Source organism: Pseudomonas sp. 7-41 (assembly GCF_021233075.1).
Taxonomy (GTDB): Bacteria; Pseudomonadota; Gammaproteobacteria; order Pseudomonadales; family Pseudomonadaceae; genus Aquipseudomonas; species Aquipseudomonas veronii.
The window spans coordinates 5205136-5228519 of sequence record NZ_CP089551.1; the positions used below are offsets into that span (position 1 = coordinate 5205136).

A 23384-nucleotide genomic window follows, 5' to 3' on the forward strand; every position below is an offset into this window, starting at 1 on the left:
CGTTCGTTACTTCTTGGCGGCGAACAGCGCGTCGAGCTTCTGCTCGAAGGTGTGGTAGTCGATGCGATCGTAAAGCTCCATGCGGGTTTGCATGGTGTCGATCACGTTCTGTTGGGTGCCGTCGCGACGGATCGCGGTGTAGACGTTTTCGGCGGCCTTGTTCATGGCGCGGAAGGCCGAGAGCGGGTACAGCACGATGGAAACATCGGCAGATTTCAGTTGATCGACGGTGTACAACGGGGTTGCACCGAACTCGGTAATGTTAGCCAGGATCGGCGCCTTTACCTTTGACGCGAACAGCTTGTACATGTCCAGCTCGGTGATGGCTTCCGGGAACACCATGTCGGCGCCGGCCTCGATGCAGGCGGCGGCGCGGTCCAGGGCGGATTCCAGGCCTTCGACGGCCAGCGCATCGGTACGCGCCATGATCACGAAGCTGTCATCGGTGCGCGCATCCACGGCGGCCTTGATGCGGTCGACCATTTCCTGCTGGGACACGATTTCTTTGTTCGGGCGATGACCGCAGCGCTTGGCGCCGACCTGGTCTTCGATATGGATGGCCGCGGCACCGAACTTGATCATCGACTTGACGGTGCGTGCCACGTTGAACGCCGAGGAGCCGAAACCGGTGTCCACGTCCACCAGCAGCGGCAGGTCGCACACGTCGGTGATGCGGCGCACGTCGGTCAGCACGTCATCGAGGCCGGTGATGCCCAGGTCCGGCACGCCGAGGGAGCCCGCGGCCACCCCGCCACCCGACAGGTAGATCGCCTTGAAACCGGCGCGCTTGGCCAGCAGTGCGTGGTTGGCATTGATCGTGCCGACCACCTGCAATGGGTGTTCGCTGGCGACCGCGTCACGGAAACGCTGGCCTGGAGTGCGGTTGTTATTGGAACTCATGACTCACCTCGCTGAGTGGCTGTCTGGGGAGCACCGCCTGGGAAGTGGCGGGCGATATTGCGTTTGGAGGCGCCGATGTGACGACGCATCAACAACTCGGCCAGTTCACCGTCGCGATCGGCGATCGCGTCAAGAATACGGTGATGCTCGGCAAAGGCCTGGCGTGGACGATTGGGGGTTGCGGAGAACTGGATGCGGTACATACGCACCAACTGGTACAGCTCGCCGCAGAGCATTTGGGTCAAGGTGCGGTTGCCCGCACCCTGGATGATCCGGTAATGAAAGTCGAAGTCGCCTTCCTGCTGGTAATAGCCGACACCCGCCTGGAACGCCGCATCCCGTTCGTGGGTGTGCAGCACCTGGCGCAGTTCTTCGATCTCCGCATCGGTCATGCGCTCGGCAGCCAGGCGGCACGCCATGCCTTCGAGGGATTCGCGGATTTCATAGAGTTCGATCAGTTCCGCGTGACTCAACGACACCACGCGAGCGCCCACATGGGGCACGCGCACCAGCAGGCGCTGGCCTTCGAGACGGTGAATCGCCTCACGCAACGGGCCGCGGCTGATGCCGTAGGTGCGCGCCAGTTCCGGCTCGGAGATCTTGCTGCCGGGGGCGATCTCGCCTTTGACGATAGCGGCCTGTATACGCCTAAAGACGTTCTCCGACATTGTCTGGGATTCTTCCGGGGAGACCACCGGAGCTTCCGATTGATCCAGCATATTGTCGACACCTTTAAAAGCAATGCCGCAAAAACTAGCCAATAAGCCCTACTTAGTCAAAGAATAAATCAACATTGTCGACAATCGTCTAATAACCACCGTTATAAGCAACAAGGGCATGGCCGCCTGCCAGCGCTGGCGCCAAAAAAGCATCATGTTAGAATAGACGCCGCTTTTGCCTGACATCTCTTGATGAAACGGCGCACGAGGGAGCTTGCGCAGCAATGCCAGTCGCCTTGAATTGAACATCGCACTGCACCGCCTCAGGATTTATGAGACTCAAGCCCTTCCCCCGATTGTTTTGCCTACTGTTCATACCAGGACTTATGCCGGGGCTATGCGCTGCCGCCGAGAAGACCGTGTATGGCCTCAACGAATACGCCAAGCTGGCGGATATCGACCTGGAAGTGGCGGCCAAACTCGACACCGGCGCCAAGACCGCTTCGTTGAGCGCCCGCGATATCAAACGCTTCAAGCGCAACGGCGAATCCTGGGTACGCTTCTACCTGGCCATCGACACTGCCCATTCCCACCCCATCGAACGCCCACTGGCCCGCGTCAGCAAGATCAAGCGCCGCGCCGGTGATTACGACCCCGATGAGGACAAGAACTACACCGCCCGTCCGGTGATTGCCCTGGATATCTGCATGGGCAGCGCTTTACGCAGCATCGAAGTGAACTTGACTGACCGCAGCGCTTTCCAATACCCGCTGCTGATCGGCTCCGAAGCGCTGAAACGCTTTGATGCGCTGGTCGACCCCAGTCTTAAATACGCAGCGGGCAAACCTGCCTGCGCCGCCGACGCTCATACCGCCGAGTAAACCGAATGCGCTCTCTGACCCTGCACCTGAAAATCCTCATCACCCTCCTGGTGGTGCTGGGTATTTCGGTCACCGCCTACCAGATCTTCGTGCTGGGCATTCCCGTCACCGAGGACGCCACCGACGACTTGTGGAACATCGACGCCAAGGTCGAGTTCGTCGCCAACCCGAAAGACCCGGTGAAGATCCAGATGTTCGTGCCGCCCCTGAGCCGCGACTTCGTCAGCCTCAATGAGAGTTTCATCTCGAATAACTACGGGGTCAGCGTCAACCGCATCGATGGCAACCGCAAGGTCACCTGGTCGGCGCGCCGGGCCAAGGGCAAGCAGACCCTGTATTACCGCCTGGTGCTGACCAAGCGTTACAGCGGTGAAAAGGTCAAGATCAAGGGCCCGACCTTCCGCGACAGCATCGCCGTGGAAGGCCCGGAAAAAATCGCCGCCGAAGCCCTGCTCGCGCCGATCCGCCAGCACTCGGCCGATGTGGAAACCTTTATTACCGAAGCCATCAAGCGCACCAACAACCTCAACGACGACAACGTCAAGCTGCTGCTGGCGGGCGACCCGTCGACACCGCACAAGGCCAAGATCGTCGAACTGCTGCTGTCCATCGCCCACGTGCCGGTGGAAAAGGTCCACACCATCCGCCTCGTCGCCGACCAGCCGCAAACCCCGGAACTGTGGCTGCGCAGCTTCAATGGCAATGACTGGCTGTACTTCAACCCGGAAACCGGCGAACCAGGCCTGCCCGCCGACCGCCTGCTGTGGTGGACCGGCGATGAAAACCTGATCACCGTCGATGGCGGCAAGAAAGCCATGGTCACCTTCAGCCTGAACAACAGCGAAATGAACGCGATCCGCCTGGCCAAGCTGACCGACGAAAACACCGACGCCAACTTCCTCGAATACTCGCTGTACGGCCTGCCGCTGCAAACCCAGCAGACCTTCATGATCATGGTGATGATCCCGATCGGCGTGCTGGTGATCCTGATCCTGCGCAACCTGATCGGCCTGCAGACCCTGGGCACATTTACCCCGGTGCTGATCGCCCTGGCGTTCCGCGAGACTCAGTTGGGCTTCGGGATTGTGCTGTTTACGATCATCACCGCGCTGGGCTTGTCGCTGCGCTCGTACCTGGAACACCTGAAGTTGCAGATGCTGCCGAGGCTGTCGGTGGTGCTGACCTTCGTGGTGGTGCTGATCGCGGCCATCAGCCTGTTCAGCCATAAACTGGGGCTGGAGCGCGGGCTGTCGGTGGCGCTGTTCCCGATGGTGATTCTGACCATGACCATCGAACGCCTGTCGATCACCTGGGAAGAACGCGGCGCCAGCCATGCGCTGAAAGTGGCGATCGGCACGCTGTTCGCGGCGTCCCTGGCGCACCTGATCATGAGCGTGCCGGAGCTGGTCTACTTTGTGTTCACCTTCCCGGCGATCCTGCTGATCCTGGTGGGCTTCATGCTGGCCATGGGGCGTTATCGCGGCTACCGCCTGACCGAGCTGGTGCGCTTCAAGGCCTTCCTCAAGGCTGACTCGTAATGTTCGGCTTCTGGAAGACCTGGAAGGCCCTGGAAGCGCGGGGCATCATGGGCATCAACCGGCGTAATGCGGACTACGTGCTCAAGTACAACAAGCGCAGCCTGTACCCGATCGTGGATGACAAGATCATCACCAAGGAACGCGCGCTGGCGGCCGGCATCCATGTGCCGGAAATGTACGGGGTGATTTCCACCGAGAAGGAAATCGACAAGCTCGACGAGATCATCGGTGGACGCAACGACTTCGTGATCAAGCCGGCCCAGGGCGCCGGCGGTGACGGCATCCTCGTTATCGCCGACCGCTTTGAGGGGCGTTATCGCACGGTCTCCGGCAAGATCATCAGCCATGAGGAAATCGAGCATCAGATTTCCAGCATCCTCACCGGCCTGTACTCCCTGGGCGGCCACCGCGACCGCGCGCTGATCGAGTACCGCGTGGTGCCCGACCAGATTTTCAAGAGCATCAGCTACGAAGGCGTGCCGGATATCCGCATCATCGTGCTGATGGGCTACCCGGTGATGGCCATGCTGCGCTTGCCGACCCGCCAGTCCGGCGGCAAGGCCAACCTGCACCAGGGCGCGATCGGCGTGGGCGTCGACCTGGCCACCGGCCTGACCCTGCGCGGCACCTGGCTGAACAACATCATCACCAAACACCCTGACACCACCAACGCGGTGGATGGCGTGCAACTGCCCAACTGGGACGGTTTCATGAAGCTCGCCGCCGGCTGCTATGAGCTGTGCGGGCTGGGCTACATCGGCGTGGACATGGTGCTGGACCAGGAAAAAGGCCCACTGATCCTCGAACTGAATGCGCGACCGGGGCTGAATATCCAGATCGCCAACGACTGCGGCCTGACCCTGCGCACCCACGCGGTCGAGGCACGACTGGAAACCCTGAAAGCTGCCGGCGTGACGGAAACGCCGGAAGAACGGGTGAAGTTCGTGCAGGCCATGTTCGGGCACATCCCCGCCGTCGAAGGTTGAGCCAGCCTTCGATCTGTCTATCCCCGACATCCCCTCTAGGACCAAATCCTACAGGGGTCTACAATCCCCTCCCCCACGCCATCAGCTGATCCACCCCGCATGTCGACCTGTTCCGTACACCCACTGCCCTACCGGGCCAACCCCGCCGAGTATTTTGCGGCGATTCGCCATGCCCCTGGCGCGGTGCTATTGGACAGCGGCCGCCCGACAGCCGAGCGGGGCCGTTATGACCTGCTCAGCGCCTGGCCCGAAGCGACGCTGGCGGTGCGGCCTGACGAGAGCGGCAGCGAGTTCCTGCAACGCCTGCGGGAAAACCTTACACAGTTGGGTGAGGCGGCATTGCCGGCCGGCTACGAGTTGCCGTTCGCCGGCGGCCTGATCGGTTACCTGAGCTACGATTTCGGCCGGCACCTGGAACAGTTGCCGCACCGCGCGGTGGACGATCTGCACCTGCCAGACGCACGTTTTGGGCTGTACGCCTGGGCCCTGGTCAGCGATCACCATGCGCAGACCAGCCAGTTGGTGTTTCACCCGACACTGGCCGATGGCGAGCGGCAGCGACTGATCAAGCTGTTCAGCCAGCCAGCCGCCGAGATAGCCGCCAACTTCAAGCTCCACGGCCCCATGGCCCCCGACATCAGCGCCCAGACCTACGCGCAGGCCATCGCCCGCATCCACGACTATATCCGCGCGGGCGACTGCTACCAGGTCAACTTCACGCAGCGCTTTCGCGCAGCGTGCAGCGGCGATCCGTGGGCGGCCTACTGCGCCTTGCGCGAAGCCTGCCCGACGCCATTTTCCGGGTTCCAGAGCCTGCCGGATGACGGCGCGGTACTGAGCCTGTCGCCGGAACGTTTCGTCAGGATCAGCCAGCGCCAGGTCGAAACCCGCCCGATCAAAGGCACCCGCCCGCGCGGCCTGACGCCTGAAGAAGACGCCGCCAACGCCGCCGAACTGCTGGCCAGCCCCAAGGATCGTGCCGAGAACCTGATGATCGTCGATCTGTTGCGCAACGACCTCGGGCGCACCTGCCGCACCGGCTCGGTGAAAGTACCGGAGTTGTTCAGCCTGGAAAGCTACCCCAACGTGCATCACTTGGTCAGCAGCGTCACCGGCGAATTGGCCGACGACAAGGACGCCCTGGATCTGATCGCCGGCAGCTTCCCTGGCGGCTCCATCACCGGCGCACCGAAGATCCGCGCAATGCAGATCATCGACGAACTGGAGCCAACCCGCCGCGGGCTGTACTGCGGCTCGCTGGTGTACCTGGACGTGCGTGGCGAGATGGACAGCTCCATCGCCATCCGCAGCCTGCTGGTCAAGGACGGCCAGGTGTGCTGCTGGGGCGGCGGCGGGATCGTCGCCGACTCGCAATGGCAAGCGGAATATCAGGAGTCGCTGACCAAGGTGCGGGTGTTGTTACAAACCCTGGAAAGCCTGTAACGCAGCGCCCTTCCTGGCGTTGGGAGGCAACGCCCGGCCGCGGAAAAAACCTGAATCAGAACCGCTGTGGACGGCCTGTGAACCGGAGGATAGCGTCCGGTTTCGACCGTCCACCCGCCATCTGTGAAGGATCACATGAAGCGATTGCTTACTCGTCAGAAAATATTTCCAAGATTGCATCTGCACTTGCCTGAGCCTAATATCTCCCAAATTGGGAGGTCTGACTCATGCGGATAATCGCGTTCTCGACCTTACGTCTCTTCTGGGAGAGCCACCCAGCTTGTATCGACGCCAAAACACCGCTGGTCGAGTTGTATCGCCATATGGAGAAGGCTGCATACCCAACGCCGCAAGCGCTCAAGACGGAGCTCGGAACCACGAGCATCCTCAAAGGCAGCAGGGTTGTATTCAACGTGGGCGGCAACCGGTATCGAGTGATCATGGCGATCAATTATCAGCGTCAGCTTGGGTTCATACGTTTCGTGGGAACCCACGCACAGTACGATCAGATCAACGCGGAGACCGTGTGATGAACATCAAACCCATACATTCCCAAGAAGACCTCACCGCCGCGCTCGCACGCGTCGAACAGATATGGGAAGCGCCAATCGGCTCGCCTGAGGGCGATGAGCTGGAAATTCTTGCGGTCCTCATTGAAAAGTACGAGGCCGAACATTATCCGATGCCGCCGTCGGACCCGGTGGAAGCCATCCGCTTTCGCATGGAGCAACTCGGCATGACGGCGCGCGACCTGGAGGCCTTCATCGGCACCAGCGGCCGGGTGTCCGAAGTGCTCAACCGCAAGCGCAAGCTGAGCCTGTCGATGATCAAGCGCCTGCATGAAGGCTTGAGCATCCCGTATGAACGGCTGCTGGCAGGGGCTTAAGAACTCAGGCGGCTGTAAGCCCGCGCCCACATTCGACCGCGCTTCCAGAGGATAAACGCGGTCGAATGTGGGAGCGGGCTTGCTCGCGATAGGGCCGTCAGCTGCGCGGAACGACTTACAGGCTCAACGGCCGGTTCGAAGCCTTGATGAACTCGTTCTTCAGCTCTTCAAACGTATGCACCGCCGGGAACTGCGGGAACTCGCGGATCACATTCTCCGGCGCATGGAACAGAATCCCGCGGTCGGCCTCGCCCAGCATGCTGGTGTCGTTATACGAATCACCGGCAGCGATCACGCGGTAGTACAGGCTCTTGAACGACAGCACCGACTGGCGCTTGGGGTCTTTCTGGCGCAGTTGGTAGCTGACCACGCGGTCGGTTTCGTCAGTGATCAGGCGGTGGCACAACAGGGTCGGGAACCCCAGCTGGCGCATCAGCGGCTGGGAGAATTCGTAGAAGGTGTCCGACAGAATCACCACCTGGAAGCGCTCGCGCAGCCAGTTGACGAACTCGATGGCACCGTCCAGCGGCTTGAGGGTAGCGATCACTTCCTGGATATCGGCGAGCTTGAGCCCGTGTTCGTCGAGGATGCGCAGGCGTTGCTTCATCAGCACGTCGTAGTCGGGAATGTCCCGGGTGGTCGCCCGCAGGGATTCAATACCGGTTTTTTCGGCGAAGGCGATCCAGATTTCCGGAACCAATACCCCTTCCAGGTCGAGACAGGCAATTTCCACGAGACACTCCTATTTGTATTGTTCAAGTCGAGCGAGCAAAAAGACTGCCGAACTCTAGCGATTCAAGGCGGCGGCCGCAACGCAGGGCGGATTTTGATACCATCACTCTCCTATAGAGCGCTCAGCGCCACTGACCTGTAGGAACCGTCCTGATGAACCAAGCCTTCGATGTCGTTGAACTCGCCACGACCTATGCCAACAAATCTGCCCAGGACATTCTCAAGCTGGCGTTCAGCCAGTTCGGCGATGACCTGTGGATTTCCTTCAGCGGTGCCGAGGATGTGGTGCTGGTGGACATGGCCTGGAAGCTGAACAAGAACGTCAAGGTGTTCAGCCTCGACACCGGCCGCCTGCACCCGGAGACCTACCGTTTCATCGAACAGGTGCGCGAGTTCTACAAGATCGACATCGAGCTGATCTCGCCGGACCAGAGCAAACTGGAACCCTTCGTCAAAGAGAAAGGCTTGTTCAGCTTCTACAAAGACGGCCATGGCGAATGCTGCGGCGTGCGCAAGATCGAGCCGCTGCGCCGCAAGCTCTCCGGCGTGCGCGCCTGGGCTACCGGCCAGCGCCGCGATCAGAGCCCCGGCACCCGCAGCCAAGTGGCGGCGCTGGAAATCGACACGGCCTTCTCCACCCCGGAACGCACCCTGTACAAGTTCAACCCACTGGCGCAGATGACCAGCGAAGAGATCTGGAGTTACATCCGCATGCTGGAGCTACCGTACAACAGCCTGCACGAGCGCGGTTTTATCAGCATCGGCTGCGAGCCCTGCACCCGCCCGGTGTTGCCAAACCAACACGAACGCGAAGGCCGCTGGTGGTGGGAAGAAGCCACGCAGAAGGAATGCGGGCTGCATGCCGGGAATCTCATCAGCAAGGCCTAAGCGCTGACGCAGTCAACCATGTGGGAGGGGGAGCAAGCCCCCTCCCACATTTGTTTTGTGCCGAGCGTAAAAATGTACACACAAATGTAACCATCGGTGCCATTTATGTGTGCAATCCATCGACCTTCGCACCAAAACGTAACATCTCCTCTCTGCCGCTGTTTATCCTCTAAACAGAGGTTCTGCCCCGTCAAAAATAAATACCTGTTCAAACGGTCAATTTATATTGCTTTGAATTCAGTCAGTTATTTATAGAACCTATAAAAACGAAATTAACCAAGATTTTCATAGATCGAAAACTGGCACGTATGTGGCTTAAGGTGAAGTACGCTTTGTATACAATAAATACAAAACATACATACACTTTCCCGCTGCGGCTTTGCTGCAGCAGTGCTGGAGCCTGCCGGAATGCGTACACGCCTCTCGAACACCCTCGCACTGGATCTGCCCTCCTCCGCCCTCAACCCCGAGGCCGCGAGTCCCGGCCCGCTGGTACTCAGCCCGCGCCTGCACAACCGGGACCTGGCGCCGACCAAGGTCGAAGGCCGACGCTGGGGGCGCTACAGCATCTTTGCGTTATGGACCAACGACGTACACAACATCGCCAATTACTCGTTCGCCATTGGCTTATATGCGCTGGGCCTGGGTGGCTGGCAGATTCTGTTATCCCTGGGGATCGGCGCGGCGCTGGTGTACTTCTTCATGAACTTGTCGGGTTATATGGGGCAGAAGACCGGGGTGCCGTTTCCGGTGATCAGCCGCATCAGCTTCGGCATTCACGGCGCACAGATTCCAGCCTTGATCCGTGCGGTCATTGCGATTGCCTGGTTTGGTATCCAGACCTACCTGGCCTCGGTGGTGTTCCGAGTATTGCTGACGGCGATTCATCCGGGGTTTGCCGACTATGACCACAACTCGATCCTGGGCCTGTCGAGCCTGGGCTGGGCGTGCTTTGTGACAATCTGGTTCGTGCAACTGGTGATCCTGGCCTATGGCATGGAGACCGTGCGTCGCTACGAAGGCTTCGCCGGGCCGGTGATTTTGCTGACCGTCGCTTCGCTGGCCGGTTGGATGTACTTCCAGGCCGACGGCCACATCGCCTGGTCGATCCGCGAGCCGCTCACCGGTGGCGAGATGTGGCGCAATATCTTTGCCGGCGGCGCGCTGTGGCTGGCGATCTACGGTACGTTGATCCTCAACTTCTGCGACTTCGCGCGCTCTTCGCCGTGCCGCAAGACCATCCAGGTCGGCAACTTCTGGGGCCTGCCGGTGAACATCCTGGTGTTCGCCGCCATCACCGTGTTGCTCTGCGGCGGGCAGTTCCAGCTCAATGGCCGGGTGATCGAAAGCCCGACCGAGATCATCGCGGCGATCCCCAATACGTTCTTCCTGGTACTCGGCTGCCTGGCGTTCCTGATCGTCACCGTGGCGGTGAACATCATGGCCAACTTCGTCGCCCCGGCCTTTGTGCTGAGCAACCTGGCGCCCAAGTACCTGAACTTCCGCCGCGCCGGGTTGATCAGCGCAGCCGTGGCGGTGCTGATCCTGCCGTGGAACCTCTACAACAGCCCGCTGGTGATCGTGTATTTCCTTTCCGGCCTGGGCGCGCTGCTCGGGCCGTTGTACGGGGTGATCATGGTCGATTACTGGCTGATCCGTAAAAGCCAGGTCGATGTGCCGCAACTGTACAGCGAAGACCCGAATGGCGTTTATTACTACAGCCGTGGCGTGAATATGCGCGCGGTGGCGGCATTTATTCCTGCGGCGGTGATCGCCATCCTGCTGGCGCTGTTGCCGGGGTTTGCCAGTGTCTCGCCGTTTTCCTGGTTGTTTGGCGCCGGTATTGCAGGGCTGTTGTACCGGCTGATCGCCAAGCGCCAAGCGTTCTACGCTGATGTCAGCGGTGAAAGCATTGCAGTCGATAACGTCAGTCATTAAAAAGGACATTCCATGCGTATCCTCGTGGTCAACGTCAACACCACCGAATCCATCACCCAGACCATCGCCGAGCAAGCGCGGTCCGTGGCCTCGCCGGGCACCGAGATTATCGGGCTCACGCCGTACTTCGGCGCCGAATCGGTGGAAGGCAATTTTGAGAGCTACCTGGCGGCCATCGCGGTGATGGACCGCGTGATGGCCTACGACCAGCCGTTCGATGCGGTGATCCAGGCCGGGTATGGCGAACATGGGCGCGAAGGCCTACAGGAATTGTTGAATGTGCCGGTAGTGGACATCACCGAAGCGGCAGCCACCACCGCGATGTTCCTCGGCCACGCCTACTCGGTGGTGACCACCCTGGACCGCACCGTACCGCTGATCGAGGACCGCCTGAAACTCGCCGGTCTGTATCAACGCTGCGCCTCGGTGCGGGCCAGCGGCATGGCGGTGCTGGAGCTGGAAGAACACCCGCTGGCGGCCATGGAGGCCATCGTGCGGCAGGCTGAACTGGCGATCCGCGAGGACAAGGCCGAGGTGATCTGCCTGGGATGCGGCGGCATGGCCGGGCTGGACGAACGCATTCGCCAGCGCACCGGGGTGCCGGTGGTGGACGGGGTAACGGCGGCGGTGACGATTGCCGAAGGGTTGGTGCGATTGGGGTTGTCGACGTCGAAGGTCAGGACCTACGCCACCCCGCGGCCGAAGACTGTCATCGGCTGGCCGCGCAGCCGATAGAACAGGTCGCGGCGATCAAATCGCGCTGAAGCGCTGCGCCAGTCCCGCGATTAAAAACTGCTCGAGGATGAAGTCGACAAACGCCCGGGTCTTGCCGGGCAGCAGTTTGTGTTCGGCGTAGTAGAGGGAGATGTTGCCGTCGTCGACGTACCAGTCGGGCAGCACCCGCACCACCGCGCCACTGTCGAGGAACGGCACTGCCATCGGCATGCTCACCAGCGCAATGCCCATCCCCTGGGCACTCGCGCAACAGGCGGCCTCCGAGTCGCTCAGGGTCATGCGCGGCTTGAGCGCCAATGGACGCTGTTCGCGCTCGCGGCTGGTCAGTTGCCAGGAGCGCACGCGGCCGGTTTGCGGGGAGCGGATCAGGATGCCCAGGCAACGCGCCAAATCCTCGGGCGCCAGTACCGGCGGGCGTTGCGCCAGGTAATCCGCTGACGCCACCAACACCCGGTGCGCGGGCGTCAGCTTGCGTGCAACCACGCCCTGGGGCAGCTCAAAACCACCGCCGATGGCCGCATCGAAGCCCTGGCCGATCAGGTCGACCTGGCGGTTGTCAAAATGCCAATCCGGGCTGATATCCGGAAAACGCCGGACGAATTCCCCCAGCAACGGCATGACATAACGATTACCGAACACCGTGCCCATGCTGACCTTGAGCGTCCCCACCGGCCGCCCCTCGGCGCTGGCCAGGTTGGCCACGGCGTTCTGAATGGTGATGAGGCTGTCGCTGACTTCGGCGAGGAACCGCTTGCCGGCTTCGGTCAGGGTCAGGCGCCGGGTGCTGCGCTGGAACAGCCGCACCCCCAGGCGCGCTTCCAGCTTGGCGACACTTTTGCCCACCGCCGCCGGGGTCAGGCTCAAGCGCCGGGCCGCTTCGGCAAAGCTGCCGCCTTCGGCGCTGCGCACAAAGCATTCGATACTGCCGAAGCTCTCCATATCTGCCCACTCTAAACTTTTGGTTTACACAGACTATAGCAATCCGGGTCTACCGACAGCGGCGGGTGAGGTCGATACTCGGCTGCATCCACAAGGCATCCCGCCTTGAACAGTGAGGAGATCAACATGACTACCCAGAACCTCAGCGGCAAAGTCGCCTTGATTCAAGGCGGTTCACGCGGCATCGGCGCCGCCATCGTCAAGCGTCTTGCGGCGCAAGGTGCGGCCGTCGCCTTTACCTACGTCAGTTCCGCCGCCAAGGCCGCAGAACTGCAGAACAGCGTGATCAGCGCCGGCGGCAAAGCCCTGGCGATTCAGGCCGACAGCGCCGATGCCACGGCGATTCGCAACGCGGTCAACGCCACGGTCCAAGCCTTTGGGCGCCTGGATATCCTGGTGAACAACGCCGGCGTGCTGGCCATCGCGCCGCTGGAAGACTTCAAACTGGAGGACTTCGACCAGACCCTGGCAATCAACGTGCGCAGCGTATTCATCGCCACTCAGGAAGCGGCCAAGCACATGGGCGAAGGCGGCCGCGTGATCAACATCGGCAGCACCAACGCCGAACGCATGCCCTTTGGCGGCGGCGGGCCGTATGCGATGAGCAAGGCGGCGCTGGTCGGCCTGACCAAGGGCCTGGCGCGGGACCTGGGGCCGCGTGGCATCACCATTAACAACGTGCAGCCAGGGCCGGTGGACACCGACATGAACCCGGCGAACAGTGAGTTCGCCGAGAGCCTGATCGGGTTGATGGCGGTGGGCCGTTATGGCCATGTCGAGGAGATCGCCAGCTTTGTGGCCTACCTGGCCGGGCCGGAAGCGGGTTACATCACTGGGGCCAGCCTGACCATCGACGGTGGCTTCAGCGCATAACCGCCTGTAGGCGCCGGGTCAGGACATGGGCGGCAGGCCGTAGGCGGCGAGGTCGAAGTCCGCGAGTTTGCGGATGATCTGGTCGGCGTGGTGGTACTTGCTGTCGGCCATGGCTTCGTCGGGCACGGCGATGGCGGTCATCCGGGCCGCCTTTGCTGCGGTGACGCCGAACGGCGAGTCTTCAAACACCAGGCAATCTTGCGGCGCGATGCCCAGGCGCCGCGCGGCGGTGAGGAAGATGTCCGGCGCAGGTTTGGCGGCACCGACTTCCGGGTCGTCAGCCGTGACGATGGTGCCGAACAGGCCAAACCATTCGCGGTGCAGCGTGGTCTTGTGGCCAAAGGAGTTGCGCGACGAACTGGTGCCCACCGCAATCGGAATATTGTGCGCGTTCAGGTGCCGTACCAACGCTTCGGCGCCGGGCATGCCCAACGCCCTGGGGAAACGCTCGCTCATCAGCGGCTCACGGATTTCGAGGAACTCAGCCGCCGTGATCGGCAGGTCCAGCGCCTTGACCACGTAGTCGGCCAGGTCCTGGGCCCCGCGCCCGATGATGTGCTGTTTGATCCCCCAGTCATAGGTACGCCCGAAGCGTTCGGCGATGATCTGCGTCACTTCGGTGTAGATGCCTTCGGTATCCAGCAACAAGCCGTCCATATCGAAAATCACGGCCTTGATCGGACCGACTGCGCTACGCGGTGCATTCATCGTGACGAAACCCTGGAGGTAGGACTAAAAGGATTCAGCACAATAACGGCCACGCTTGTCGGCAGGCAACCTTTTAGGCTGTGCGCCTGATCAGGCCGGCGTGGGCAGGCAGCCCAGGCTGGTCAATGCGGCCTCCACCGCGTGCTCCAACGGCGTATGGGGTTCGTGGCCCAGGGCCGCAAGCAAGCGTTGGTTATCCATACGCAACGGGGTTTGCCACAGATAACGCATCTCCTGTATCTCGCGAAAGGTCACGACAAACGGCGCAGCCAACTTCAACAGCCACCAGGGAAATACGCCTACACGCGGTTGCAGGCCCGTCCTGCGTAACACTACGCGCTGGATCGCCTGGCTCATCTGCGTGCCATCACTGTCCACGTGCCCGGCCATATGAAAGCAGGCAAAGGCGTCGAGGGCGGCGCGGCGCTCAATCAACTCGAGCATGGTGCGCGCCACATCCGGCAGGTAGGCCCATTGGTGGGCGACGCCTGGCGCACCTGGGGCGCTGACCGCGCGCACCGGTTTACCGGGTTTGACCAGGCCTTGGGAGAACCAATTGTTGGCCGCTCCGGCGCCGAAAAAATCCCCGGCACGCACGATCACTACACGAGCGCCCTCGCGGGAAGACTGAAGCAAGCGCTGCTCCAGTTGCACACGTATCGCGCCCTTGCGGGTCAGCGGGTGCTGGGGTGAGTCTTCGGAAAGCACCGGGAACGCATCCGGCCCGAAGTTGTAGACCGTGCCGGGCAACACGATGGTCGCGCGCTCGGCGATGGCGGCTGCAATGGTGTTGTCGATCATCGGCAGCACCTGCTCGGCCCAATTGCGATAGCCCGGCGGGTTCACCCCATGGATGATCACCGCGCAGCCACGGGCGGCAGCGATGACGTCCTGGCGATTGAGCGCATCGCCTTTGAGCCAGGTATAGGCGGCATTCTGGCTACGGGCCTTGGCGACATCCCGGGTCAACGCACACACCTGCCAGCCCGCCACGCTCAACTGTCGCGCCACTTCGCCGCCGATACCGCCGGTTGCACCCAATACCAGTACCTTGCTCATCACCCGCTCCCACGTTGGTTGGAGTGGCCATTCTGTTCGCAACCTGGCTATAGAGGAATTGCCGAAGACCATCCAGACGCTATACATTTACGCATGGCATTGAACATTGGTTGGGAGCTTTACCGATCGTTTCTTGGCGTACTCAAGGAAGGATCGCTGTCGGGGGCCGCACGGCAGCTCGGCATCACACAGCCCACCGTCGGTCGGCACATTGCCGCGCTGGAAACGGCCCTGGGCGTGGTGCTGTTCACTCGCTCCCCCACCGGCCTGCTGCCGACGGCAGTGGCTCACACCATGAGGGCCCACGCCGAGACCATGGAGCGCACGGCCGCCGCCCTGGAACGCAGCGCCTCCTCCCAGGGCGACGAAGTGCGCGGCGTGGTGCGTGTCTCCGCCAGTGAAGTGGTCGGCGTGGAAGTACTGCCGCCGATCATCACGCGGTTGCGCCAACAGCATCCTCAGCTCAAGGTCGAACTGGTCCTGACCAACCGCCTGAGCGACCTGCTGCAATTGGAAGCCGACATCGCCGTGCGGATGGTCCGCCCCAGCCAGGAGCAATTGCTGGCACAGCGCATCGGCCTGATCGAAGTCGGCCTGCATGCCCGCGACGATTACCTGCACCAGCACGGTACGCCGCAAGAGTTGAAAGACCTGACCGACCACGCGGTGATCGGCTACGACCGGGAAAACGCGTTTATCCGCAGCCTGGCCGTCAAAGGCTTCGAGCGCGGCACCTTCGCCCTCAGCAGCGACAGCGACTTGGCGCAACTGGCGCTGATCCGTGCCGGCGCCGGCATCGGCGGATGCCAGGTCAAGCTGGCCCAACAAGACACGCGCCTGCGCCGGGTACTGCCGGAGGCATTCGCGCTCAAACTCGACACCTGGGTCACCATGCACGAAGACCTGCGCAACAGCCCGCGCTGCCGGGCGACGTTTGATGCGCTGGTGGCGGGTTTGCAACGTTACGTACAGGATTGAGACAGCTTCGCTGAGGAACAATGAAAATCCCTCAATCCCTTCACAGCCGCCGCCATGACCGAAGCCTTCGAAGTCCCCAGCCCCCACGAAAAACACATCGAACACACTACCGAACATGCCCACGCGCGCGGTGACAATTTCGCCAGCCGCATTGCCGTGATGACCGCGCTGATGGCCACCCTTGGCGCCATGCTCAGCTACCAGGCCGGCTCCACCGAAAGCGAAGCGGCGATGGACAAGAACAACGCTGCCATTTTCAAGACCGAAGCCGCCAACCAGTGGAACTACTACCAGGCCAAATCCAGCCGGCAAAACCTGGCGGAACTGGCTACCCATATTCCCGGTGTGGACGCCGCGCATTACAAGGATGAGAGCGAGCGCTACAAGGGCCAGAAGGAAGACGTGCGCAAACAGGCCGAAAAGCTGGAGGCAACCTCACGGGAATGGGATCAGAAATCCGAAGAAGCCTTGCACCAGCATCACCGCTGGGCCCAGGCGATGACGGCGATTCAGATCGCGATTTCGTTGGCGGCGATCACGTTGTTGACGCGCAAGGAATGGTTGAAGCGCCTGTCGTATACCGCGGGCGGTGTGGCCTTGGTACTGGGCGGCCTGGCGGGGCTGCATTTCTGATAATTTCGCTTGGGCGCCCAACACCCGTCGCTATATAGTAAACCGCACAACGCTAACCACCGCACAAGGAGATACCGGTGTCCGTACTACCCAAAGAAGCCGTGGGCGCCGCCTACAGTATCGAATCCATGCGTTACGCCCAGGCCATGACCTGGCAGGCCATCGAACAACTGGCCCAACGCATCCGCCCCGGCATGCTCGAATCCGAAGCGCGCGAGCTGGGCAAACACGTCCTCGCCGACCTCGACATGCAGCGCATCTGGCACCCGCTGCTGGTGCGCTTCGGCGCCAATACCCTCAAGGCCTTCAAGCAACACTCCGACGGCGACCCGGTACTGGGTGAAAACGATATTTTCTTCATCGACATGGGCGCGGTCTGGCAAGGTCACGAAGGCGACGCCGGCGCCACGTTCACCACCGGCACCGACCCGGACATGATCGCCTGCGCCAACGCGGCCAAAGCGCTGTTCGACCGCGTGCAAGCGCGCTGGAAAAACGACCAGGTCATCGGCCTCGAACTCTACCGCTACGCCGAGGCACAAGCCCAGGCCATGGGTTGGCAGTTGAACCTCGACATCAAGGGCCACCGCGTCAGCGACTTTCCCCACGCGATCCATCGTGGCGGCAACCTCGGCGACTTCGAGCACTACCCGAATGCAGGGTTGTGGATTCTGGAGATCCAGATCGCTCACCCGAGCAAGCCGTATGGCGCATTCTATGAAGACCTCCTCGCTTAATCGTTCAAAGGAACCAGAATGGAACGCTACGCCGAATTTCCCGTGCTGTTGTTTTCCTACGGCACCCTGCAGGACAAAGCAGTCCAACTCGCCAACTTCGGCCGAGAACTGGCAGGCCAGCACGATGCCATGTTGGGCTACTCGAAAAACTGGGTAGAAATTACCGACCCGCAAGTGCTGGCCACCAGTGGCAAGACCCACCACCCGATCGTCGCGCCGAGCACCGAACAAGGCGCCAGCGTTGAAGGCATGGTGTTTCAGATTAGCGAGCAGGAGTTGGCGGCGGCGGATGCGTATGAAGTGTCCGACTACAAGCGGGTCAGCGTGGCGCTGGCATCGGGCCTCACGGCTTGGGTGTATGTGCAAGCCTGAACGACGGGCGATTGATTTCAATCTGTTACAGGAGCGTTTAGAGTATCGCCCCCGAGAATTGAATCTCGGGATTCAGTCCATGGAGTTACTCAGTGAAGTACGTCAGTAAAGTGGTTGCAGCAGCAGTTCTCGGTTTCACCCTCGCCGGCTGCACCGGCACCGCCATCAAATCCCCGCAATACGACAGCAGCCAATACACCGTGCTGGGTCACAGTGAAGCCAGCGCCACCGGCATCATGCTGTTCGGTGTTATCCCGATCGGCCAGAACAGCCGTTTCGTCCGCGCCCAGACGGCTGCCATCCAGGCAAAAGGTGGCGACGCGCTGATCAATACCGAAGTCCAGGAAAAATGGTTCTGGGCTTGGGTGCTGAGCGGTTACACCACCAAGATCTCCGGTGATGTGGTCAAGCTGAAAACTGCACACTAAGCCGGACGTTGCTCTATTTGCGCGGGATTTGACCTGAGCAAGCGACGTATCATGGGCCAACCTTTCGAGGATGGCCCATGAACCTCAGTATCCTTTACGCACTCGCCGCCGCCGCGCTGTTCGGCGCCAGCACCCCGCTCGCCAAAAGCCTCGGCCTGGGCCTCTCGCCCGTGCTGCTCGCAGGCCTGCTTTACCTCGGCAGCGGTGCCGGACTCGCCATCGTGCGCCTGATCCGCGATCGCGGCTGGACCCCCACCGGCTTGACCCCCTCCGAATGGCCCTGGCTGCTCGGCGCCATTGCGTTCGGCGGCATCCTCGGGCCCGTGGCCCTGATGTTCGGCCTGACCCGCGCCTCGGGCGCCACCGCGTCGCTGATGCTCAACCTTGAATCGGTATTGACCGCGTTGATCGCCTGGCTCGTGTTCAGGGAAAACGCAGACCGTCGCATCGTCCTCGGGATGATTGCGATTGTGCTGGGTGGCGTGGCGTTGTCATGGCCCCAAGGCGGCGCCGACAGTCACGATTGGACCGGGCCGCTCGCCGTGGCGGTGGCCTGCCTGTGCTGGGGCATCGATAACAACCTGACACGTAAAGTGTCGGCCTCGGACGCATTGTTTATCGCCGGCGCCAAAGGCTTGATCGCGGGCGTGGTCAACTGCAGCCTGGCGCTGTATCTCGGCGCGCAGATCCCCGGCCTGGCGCAGCTCGCGCCGATCTTGCTGGTCGGGTTTCTCGGCTATGGCATCAGCCTGGTGCTGTTTGTGCTGGCCTTACGCGGGCTGGGCAGTGCGCGTACCGGCGCTTATTTCTCTACCGCGCCGTTCCTCGGCGCCGCGCTGGCCTTGCTGGTGCTGGGCGAGTCGGTGACCGGCGCGTTCTGGATTGCAGCAGCGCTGATGGCCGCCGGGGTGTGGCTGCACCTGACCGAGCGCCACGCCCATGCACATCAGCATGAGGCGACGGAACACGGGCATCGGCATGTCCACGATGAACACCATCAACATGAACACCCGTTCGAGTGGGACCCGGCGATGCCGCACAGTCACCTGCATACCCATAGCCCGATCAAGCATAGCCATCCACATTTTCCGGATATTCATCATCGGCATCGGCATTAAAGGCTTGACCCGATAGCCACAGCCTCCCATCAAGCCTGCTCCGCTACCACCCGATTACGCCCGCTTTGCTTGGCCTGATACAAAAGCTGATCAGCCCTCTCCAGCACAGCGGATATCGAATCGCCACCGGGATGCCATAGCGCGACGCCCAGCGAAACGGTGATGTGCCCGACCGTTTCGATGTTGGCGGCATCGATCGAGGCACGCAGTCGCTCGGCGACATCCGTTGCAACCTGAAGCGAACTATTGGGTAACAACAATACGAACTCCTCGCCACCGACCCGACAAGGCAGGTCGTTGGACCGAGAATTCTGCTGCATGAGCCCCGCAATGGCGCGCAGCGTTTCATCGCCCACACCATGGCCAAACGTATCGTTCACGCGCTTAAAGTGATCGATGTCCATGGACACGACCGCGAACGCTTTGTCAGCATCCTGCCAGCGCAACAGAACGTCCTGCATCGCCCGGCGATTGGCCAGCCCGGTCAACACGTCGGTTTGCGCTTGCTGGTTGAGTTTGCCGATCTTTTCCTGCAGCAGGGTGGCGCCGAGCAGCAGCGCTCTGCGAATCTGCCAGCTTTCGAAATAGCGCGTCGGGATTGCGCTGATACGTTCGTAGCTGTCCGGCGAATCCAGCCGTTTGGCGCAATCGGCAAGCCTGGACAACGGCACCGAGATTCGCGCGCCCAGCCACCAGATCAACACGATTCCGAACAGCGCCAGCGGCGCGATGCCCTGCGCCACCTTGGCCATGGTGTGTCGCAGGATGGCTTGGATGTTATCGAGCGGCTGCTGCGAGATCACCCCCCAACCGCTGATGGGCACCCTGGCGAAACCGGCGAGCATTTGCACGCCATCGGCATCTATCGCCTGCAATGTTCCCCCGTCGCGACTGAGCGCCGCGTCGTCGATCAACCCCTTTCCAGCGACTGTCCCGATGTGCTCGGGATCGGAGTGATAGAGCACCCGGCGGGCGCTGTCGACAAGATAGACATGCGCCCCGTCCTTGCGCACATTGGTGTCCATCAGCGCCTGGAGCGTATTCCTCTGCTCAAGTCGGACACTGCCCCCGATCAGCCCCAGGTACTCTCCTTTCGCGTCGAATATGGGGTGGCTGACAAAGACCACCAGATTGCCAGCCATGGACTTGAACGCGTTGCTGATTATCGGCACGCGAAGGCTGAGAGGCTCGCGGTGTTGCAGCGTGCGCCCATCGAGGTGGAGGTTTTCGGGAGCCGAGGCAATGATTGTCCCCGTCGCATCGGCGATCAACACGGAGTTGAAACTGGCGTCTTGCCCAAACAGTCGCTGGGCTTCCTCCGTCAAATTCTGCTTATCGCCAAACGCTTTGCCAATGACGAACGAGCTGTATTTCAATTTATCGAGGTCGGAATTGAGTACCTGCTCCACACTCCGGGCGATCCGAGAGGCGTAGGCCTTGTTCACTTCCAGCGCATTCTCGATCAACTCCTGCTTCTGAATCGTGAACGTCACCCAAAAACTGTTGGCCAGGGTTGCGATTGCCGAAAGCATTACAAAGATAAGAATCAGAATACGAAGGTTGAGTTTCGGCTTCGGTCGGGTGGTCATATTACGCAGTCCGGATGGGCGGAAGAATTGCAAACGATTCGATGCAGGATGAATCGTCCTTGTTTTCGCAGGCACCTCTTCGACCATCGTTGACCGAAACAGCCCGTTTAACCAGCTTGGAAGCCCACCTGCCAATTCTGAACGCGCCGAGCGGGCGTGTCCGAAGGCTGACGGAAAAAAACAGCGTCAGTCCCACATTGGGCCTATATGGCCTTTTTTTCAGCCGCAAGAAACCACAAACCCCCGACTTTCACTAGGAAAATCAGGGGTTTGTGTTTGCAGAATGTGGCGGTGAAGGAGAGATTCGAACTCTCGATACAATTTCTTGTATACACACTTTCCAGGCGTGCTCCTTAAGCCACTCGGACACTTCACCGTATCTCGTCAAACCAGTTCAGTCTGTCGAGGCGCGCTAATGTAGTCGAAAGACTTGCTGATGGCAAAGGTTTTTTTCAGAATTTTCATGCGGTTAGACCGGTATTCCGTGACGAGCCAGGCGAGGGCGATGATTCTGCCATTCTCAGGCATCGACGGCACGCGTCTGGGACGGTTGCTGCGCCCTGCCCCAGGCGGTTTACCGCCGGGTATAGAGGGAAAGCCTGACTGGCCAGTCAGTCACAGCGCTTTACCAGGCCGGGCGTGGTGAGTAACGTCTGCGCATGCACCTCTATAACAAGTCCTACAAGGAACCACGTCATGAGTGAGTTGATCTCCTACCACCTGGAAGACGGTATCGCGACCCTGACCTTGAGCAACGGCAAGGTGAATGCCATTTCTCCGGCGGTGGTCAGTGCATTTAATGAAGCGCTGGATCAGGCCGAGAAGGATCGGGCGGTGGTGATCATCACCGGGACGCCGGGGATTCTGTCGGGTGGCTATGATTTGAAAGTGATGACCGCCGGTCCTAAAGAGGCGATCGGCCTGGTGACGTCGGGCTCGACGCTGGCGCGGCGCCTGTTGGCGCATCCGTTCCCGGTGATCGTCGCGTGCCCTGGGCATGCGGTGGCCAAGGGCGCGTTCCTGCTGTTGTCGGCGGATTATCGGATCGGGGTCGAGGGCCCGTTCAGCATTGGCCTGAATGAAGTGGCGATCGGCATGACCATGCACCATGCGGGGATCGAATTGGCGCGCGATCGTCTGCGCAAGTCGGCGTTTCACCGCTCGGTGATCAACGCCGAGATGTTCGACCCGCTAGGCGCATTGCAAGCCGGTTTCCTCGACAAGGTGGTGGCGCCAGAAGCGTTGCACACCGCGGCACTGGAAGCAGCGCGGCAGTTGAAGAAGCTCAATATGAACGCCCACAAGCAGACCAAATTGAAAGTGCGCAAAGCCCTGCTCGAAGCCTTGGACGAAGCAATCATCCAGGACCAGGGCCATATTTTGAGCTAAGCCGCCTGCATGCGCCGTATCAAAGCCCGACCTTGAGTCGGGCTTTTTCTTACAAAAACAACCGACTAATCCTTGGCCGCTCTAGTCTGCCCCTGCTGGCACTTATTGAAACATGTACTTAAACATCGCCTATCTCCTACCTCTATCGGGGCAATTGCCGAATACAGTGTACATCCGTACACTGCGCCACCTTTTGTCTCGATGGTGCCGTGTCGATGCTGTTTCTGTTGCGTATGTCGTTGATGGGCCTGCACTTTATCCTCGCCGGCGGCTTGGGCGTGTTGCTGGGGATCTGTCGGCCGTTCAACCCGGATAATAGCCGTCTGTGCGCGCGCCTGTATGCGCTGCCGGCGATGCGAATACTGGGGCTGCGCGTCAAGGCCGATGTCGATTCGCTGTGCAACAAGCCCGGCAGTTGTCTGATCATCGCCAACCACCAGTCCAACTATGACCTGTTTGTGCTGGGCACCGTGGTGCCGCACCGCACCGTGTGTATCGCCAAGAAAAGCCTGAAATGGGTGCCGTTGTTCGGCCAGTTGTTCTGGCTGGCGGGCAACGTGCTGATCGACCGCGGCAATGCGTACAAGGCACGCCGTGCGATGCTCACCACCACCCGGACGTTGCAGCATAAGGACACGTCGATCTGGGTCTTCCCGGAAGGCACGCGCAACCTGGGCAAGGGCCTGCTGCCGTTCAAGAAAGGCGCGTTCCACATGGCGATTGCCGCTGGCGTGCCCATCGTGCAGGTGTGCGTGAGCAATTACGTCACCCATATGCAACTCAATCGCTGGAACAGTGGCGATGTACGCATACGCTCGCTGCCGCCGATTCCTACCACCGGACTGACGGCGGATGACATCCCGGCGTTGATGCAAGCCTGCTACGCGCAGATGGATGAATGCATCAAGGCGATGGACCACGAACTGCAAAGTGCCATAACAATAGAACTCGCTTCCAGCTAAGCTGCCCAACATC

Annotated in this window: 25 protein-coding genes and 1 tRNA gene; 18 read left to right on the top strand and 8 right to left on the bottom strand. The window is 60.9% G+C overall.

Going from position 1 to position 23384, the window contains the following annotated elements; genetic code table 11:
• Positions 1 to 6: 6 nt before the first annotated feature.
• A complete protein-coding gene (prpB, locus tag LQ249_RS23500) occupies positions 7 to 900 on the bottom strand; it encodes a methylisocitrate lyase (protein ID WP_017848474.1) in 894 nt (297 codons plus the stop codon).
• Positions 897 to 1619: a GntR family transcriptional regulator gene (locus tag LQ249_RS23505; RefSeq protein WP_046382415.1), complete on the bottom strand. Its 723-nt coding sequence runs from the start codon at positions 1617 to 1619 to the stop codon at positions 897 to 899. The genes prpB and LQ249_RS23505 overlap by 4 nt, the downstream gene beginning before the upstream one ends.
• A 272-nt stretch (positions 1620 to 1891) precedes the next feature.
• Between LQ249_RS23505 and rloA the strand changes: the two genes are divergently transcribed.
• The 6 genes from rloA to LQ249_RS23535 all read left to right on the top strand — a co-directional run bounded on the left by rloA (position 1892) and on the right by LQ249_RS23535 (position 7293).
• Complete coding sequence (rloA, locus tag LQ249_RS23510) at positions 1892 to 2440, top strand: retropepsin-like aspartic peptidase RloA (RefSeq protein WP_026140213.1); 549 nt, start codon at positions 1892 to 1894, stop codon at positions 2438 to 2440.
• Positions 2441 to 2445: 5 nt separating this feature from the next.
• On the top strand, positions 2446 to 3978 hold the full coding sequence (gene rloB / locus LQ249_RS23515) for an osmotic stress tolerance membrane protein RloB (RefSeq protein WP_046382414.1): 1533 nt from the start codon (positions 2446 to 2448) through the stop codon (positions 3976 to 3978).
• Entirely contained in the window at positions 3978 to 4964 is a 987-nt protein-coding gene (locus LQ249_RS23520; protein ID WP_079444515.1) for an alpha-L-glutamate ligase-like protein, read from the top strand. The genes rloB and LQ249_RS23520 overlap by 1 nt, the downstream gene beginning before the upstream one ends.
• A gap of 99 nt (positions 4965 to 5063) precedes the next feature.
• The gene (gene pabB / locus LQ249_RS23525; protein ID WP_169865440.1) at positions 5064 to 6407 is read left to right on the top strand and encodes an aminodeoxychorismate synthase component I; all 1344 of its coding nucleotides are present in this window, start codon (positions 5064 to 5066) and stop codon (positions 6405 to 6407) included.
• A gap of 227 nt (positions 6408 to 6634) precedes the next feature.
• Positions 6635 to 6937 (top strand): type II toxin-antitoxin system HigB family toxin, encoded by a 303-nt coding sequence (locus LQ249_RS23530; RefSeq protein ID WP_232565935.1) that lies wholly within the window; start codon positions 6635 to 6637, stop codon positions 6935 to 6937.
• Positions 6937 to 7293, top strand: a complete 357-nt coding sequence (locus LQ249_RS23535) for a helix-turn-helix domain-containing protein (RefSeq protein WP_017848481.1) — start codon at positions 6937 to 6939, stop codon at positions 7291 to 7293. The genes LQ249_RS23530 and LQ249_RS23535 overlap by 1 nt, the downstream gene beginning before the upstream one ends.
• Positions 7294 to 7408: 115 nt before the next feature.
• On the opposite strand, the gene thrH is transcribed toward LQ249_RS23535, so the two are convergent.
• Positions 7409 to 8026, bottom strand: a complete 618-nt coding sequence (gene thrH / locus LQ249_RS23540) for a bifunctional phosphoserine phosphatase/homoserine phosphotransferase ThrH (RefSeq protein ID WP_017848482.1) — start codon at positions 8024 to 8026, stop codon at positions 7409 to 7411.
• Positions 8027 to 8178: 152 nt separating this feature from the next.
• Here thrH and LQ249_RS23545 point away from each other — a divergent pair, with 152 nt between their 5' ends.
• The 3 genes from LQ249_RS23545 (at position 8179) to LQ249_RS23555 (ending at position 11586) form a co-directional block, all read left to right on the top strand.
• Positions 8179 to 8913, top strand: a complete 735-nt coding sequence (locus LQ249_RS23545; protein ID WP_017848483.1) for a phosphoadenylyl-sulfate reductase — start codon at positions 8179 to 8181, stop codon at positions 8911 to 8913.
• Between the two features lie 408 nt (positions 8914 to 9321).
• The gene (locus LQ249_RS23550; protein ID WP_057003799.1) at positions 9322 to 10851 is read left to right on the top strand and encodes an NCS1 family nucleobase:cation symporter-1; all 1530 of its coding nucleotides are present in this window, start codon (positions 9322 to 9324) and stop codon (positions 10849 to 10851) included.
• A gap of 12 nt (positions 10852 to 10863) precedes the next feature.
• Positions 10864 to 11586 carry an aspartate/glutamate racemase family protein gene (locus tag LQ249_RS23555; RefSeq protein ID WP_046382407.1) on the top strand — a complete coding sequence of 241 codons (723 nt, stop codon included), beginning with the start codon at positions 10864 to 10866 and terminating at the stop codon, positions 11584 to 11586.
• 15 nt (positions 11587 to 11601) lie between these two features.
• Here LQ249_RS23555 and LQ249_RS23560 read toward each other — a convergent pair whose 3' ends face one another.
• A complete protein-coding gene (locus tag LQ249_RS23560; protein WP_017848486.1) occupies positions 11602 to 12525 on the bottom strand; it encodes a LysR family transcriptional regulator in 924 nt (307 codons plus the stop codon).
• A gap of 126 nt (positions 12526 to 12651) precedes the next feature.
• Between LQ249_RS23560 and LQ249_RS23565 the strand changes: the two genes are divergently transcribed.
• Complete coding sequence (locus tag LQ249_RS23565; protein ID WP_017848487.1) at positions 12652 to 13398, top strand: 3-oxoacyl-ACP reductase family protein; 747 nt, start codon at positions 12652 to 12654, stop codon at positions 13396 to 13398.
• An 18-nt stretch (positions 13399 to 13416) separates the two neighbouring features.
• Here LQ249_RS23565 and LQ249_RS23570 read toward each other — a convergent pair whose 3' ends face one another.
• Together LQ249_RS23570 and LQ249_RS23575 are read right to left on the bottom strand one after the other, a co-directional pair.
• Positions 13417 to 14106 carry an HAD-IA family hydrolase gene (locus tag LQ249_RS23570; protein ID WP_017848488.1) on the bottom strand — a complete coding sequence of 230 codons (690 nt, stop codon included), beginning with the start codon at positions 14104 to 14106 and terminating at the stop codon, positions 13417 to 13419.
• A gap of 90 nt (positions 14107 to 14196) precedes the next feature.
• Positions 14197 to 15165, bottom strand: a complete 969-nt coding sequence (locus LQ249_RS23575) for an NAD-dependent epimerase/dehydratase family protein (RefSeq protein WP_057003798.1) — start codon at positions 15163 to 15165, stop codon at positions 14197 to 14199.
• 93 nt (positions 15166 to 15258) lie between these two features.
• On the opposite strand from LQ249_RS23575, the gene LQ249_RS23580 reads away from it, so the two are divergent.
• From LQ249_RS23580 to LQ249_RS23605, 6 genes are all read left to right on the top strand, one after another.
• A complete protein-coding gene (locus tag LQ249_RS23580; RefSeq protein ID WP_046382404.1) occupies positions 15259 to 16143 on the top strand; it encodes a LysR family transcriptional regulator in 885 nt (294 codons plus the stop codon).
• Between the two features lie 54 nt (positions 16144 to 16197).
• Complete coding sequence (locus tag LQ249_RS23585; RefSeq protein ID WP_017848491.1) at positions 16198 to 16776, top strand: DUF4337 domain-containing protein; 579 nt, start codon at positions 16198 to 16200, stop codon at positions 16774 to 16776.
• A gap of 77 nt (positions 16777 to 16853) precedes the next feature.
• A complete protein-coding gene (locus tag LQ249_RS23590) occupies positions 16854 to 17513 on the top strand; it encodes a M24 family metallopeptidase (RefSeq protein ID WP_046382403.1) in 660 nt (219 codons plus the stop codon).
• An 18-nt stretch (positions 17514 to 17531) separates the two neighbouring features.
• Positions 17532 to 17885 (top strand): gamma-glutamylcyclotransferase family protein, encoded by a 354-nt coding sequence (locus tag LQ249_RS23595; RefSeq protein ID WP_046382402.1) that lies wholly within the window; start codon positions 17532 to 17534, stop codon positions 17883 to 17885.
• Between the two features lie 92 nt (positions 17886 to 17977).
• The gene (locus tag LQ249_RS23600; protein ID WP_046382401.1) at positions 17978 to 18313 is read left to right on the top strand and encodes a hypothetical protein; all 336 of its coding nucleotides are present in this window, start codon (positions 17978 to 17980) and stop codon (positions 18311 to 18313) included.
• A gap of 77 nt (positions 18314 to 18390) precedes the next feature.
• The gene (locus LQ249_RS23605; protein ID WP_232565936.1) at positions 18391 to 19431 is read left to right on the top strand and encodes a DMT family transporter; all 1041 of its coding nucleotides are present in this window, start codon (positions 18391 to 18393) and stop codon (positions 19429 to 19431) included.
• 29 nt (positions 19432 to 19460) lie between these two features.
• Here LQ249_RS23605 and LQ249_RS23610 read toward each other — a convergent pair whose 3' ends face one another.
• The gene (locus LQ249_RS23610) at positions 19461 to 21020 is read right to left on the bottom strand and encodes a sensor domain-containing diguanylate cyclase (protein ID WP_232565937.1); all 1560 of its coding nucleotides are present in this window, start codon (positions 21018 to 21020) and stop codon (positions 19461 to 19463) included.
• 286 nt (positions 21021 to 21306) lie between these two features.
• A tRNA-Ser gene (locus LQ249_RS23615) sits at positions 21307 to 21396 on the bottom strand.
• A 320-nt stretch (positions 21397 to 21716) separates the two neighbouring features.
• On the opposite strand from LQ249_RS23615, the gene LQ249_RS23620 reads away from it, so the two are divergent.
• Positions 21717 to 22409, top strand: coding sequence for a crotonase/enoyl-CoA hydratase family protein (locus tag LQ249_RS23620; RefSeq protein ID WP_232565938.1), 693 nt, complete (start codon positions 21717 to 21719; stop codon positions 22407 to 22409).
• A 215-nt stretch (positions 22410 to 22624) separates the two neighbouring features.
• A complete protein-coding gene (locus LQ249_RS23625) occupies positions 22625 to 23371 on the top strand; it encodes a lysophospholipid acyltransferase family protein (RefSeq protein ID WP_057003795.1) in 747 nt (248 codons plus the stop codon).
• Positions 23372 to 23384: the final 13 nt, after the last annotated feature.

Excerpts from the sequence above, each read along its gene's own strand:
- LQ249_RS23555 (WP_046382407.1), top strand. The coding sequence starts at position 10,864 with ATGCGTATCCTCGTGGTCAACGTCAACACCACCGAATCCATCACCCAG.
- LQ249_RS23560 (WP_017848486.1), bottom strand. The coding sequence starts at position 12,525 with ATGGAGAGCTTCGGCAGTATCGAATGCTTTGTGCGCAGCGCCGAAGGC.
- LQ249_RS23520 (WP_079444515.1), top strand. The coding sequence starts at position 3,978 with ATGTTCGGCTTCTGGAAGACCTGGAAGGCCCTGGAAGCGCGGGGCATC.
- LQ249_RS23625 (WP_057003795.1), top strand. The coding sequence starts at position 22,625 with ATGCTGTTTCTGTTGCGTATGTCGTTGATGGGCCTGCACTTTATCCTC.
- LQ249_RS23570 (WP_017848488.1), bottom strand. The coding sequence starts at position 14,106 with ATGAATGCACCGCGTAGCGCAGTCGGTCCGATCAAGGCCGTGATTTTC.
- LQ249_RS23620 (WP_232565938.1), top strand. The coding sequence starts at position 21,717 with ATGAGTGAGTTGATCTCCTACCACCTGGAAGACGGTATCGCGACCCTG.
- LQ249_RS23505 (WP_046382415.1), bottom strand. The coding sequence starts at position 1,619 with ATGCTGGATCAATCGGAAGCTCCGGTGGTCTCCCCGGAAGAATCCCAG.
- LQ249_RS23580 (WP_046382404.1), top strand. The coding sequence starts at position 15,259 with ATGGCATTGAACATTGGTTGGGAGCTTTACCGATCGTTTCTTGGCGTA.
- prpB (WP_017848474.1), bottom strand. The coding sequence starts at position 900 with ATGAGTTCCAATAACAACCGCACTCCAGGCCAGCGTTTCCGTGACGCG.
- LQ249_RS23585 (WP_017848491.1), top strand. The coding sequence starts at position 16,198 with ATGACCGAAGCCTTCGAAGTCCCCAGCCCCCACGAAAAACACATCGAA.
- pabB (WP_169865440.1), top strand. The coding sequence starts at position 5,064 with ATGTCGACCTGTTCCGTACACCCACTGCCCTACCGGGCCAACCCCGCC.
- rloA (WP_026140213.1), top strand. The coding sequence starts at position 1,892 with ATGAGACTCAAGCCCTTCCCCCGATTGTTTTGCCTACTGTTCATACCA.
- LQ249_RS23550 (WP_057003799.1), top strand. The coding sequence starts at position 9,322 with ATGCGTACACGCCTCTCGAACACCCTCGCACTGGATCTGCCCTCCTCC.
- LQ249_RS23535 (WP_017848481.1), top strand. The coding sequence starts at position 6,937 with ATGAACATCAAACCCATACATTCCCAAGAAGACCTCACCGCCGCGCTC.
- LQ249_RS23605 (WP_232565936.1), top strand. The coding sequence starts at position 18,391 with ATGAACCTCAGTATCCTTTACGCACTCGCCGCCGCCGCGCTGTTCGGC.
- LQ249_RS23530 (WP_232565935.1), top strand. The coding sequence starts at position 6,635 with ATGCGGATAATCGCGTTCTCGACCTTACGTCTCTTCTGGGAGAGCCAC.
- LQ249_RS23575 (WP_057003798.1), bottom strand. The coding sequence starts at position 15,165 with ATGAGCAAGGTACTGGTATTGGGTGCAACCGGCGGTATCGGCGGCGAA.
- LQ249_RS23595 (WP_046382402.1), top strand. The coding sequence starts at position 17,532 with ATGGAACGCTACGCCGAATTTCCCGTGCTGTTGTTTTCCTACGGCACC.
- LQ249_RS23565 (WP_017848487.1), top strand. The coding sequence starts at position 12,652 with ATGACTACCCAGAACCTCAGCGGCAAAGTCGCCTTGATTCAAGGCGGT.
- rloB (WP_046382414.1), top strand. The coding sequence starts at position 2,446 with ATGCGCTCTCTGACCCTGCACCTGAAAATCCTCATCACCCTCCTGGTG.
- LQ249_RS23545 (WP_017848483.1), top strand. The coding sequence starts at position 8,179 with ATGAACCAAGCCTTCGATGTCGTTGAACTCGCCACGACCTATGCCAAC.
- LQ249_RS23610 (WP_232565937.1), bottom strand. The coding sequence starts at position 21,020 with ATGACCACCCGACCGAAGCCGAAACTCAACCTTCGTATTCTGATTCTT.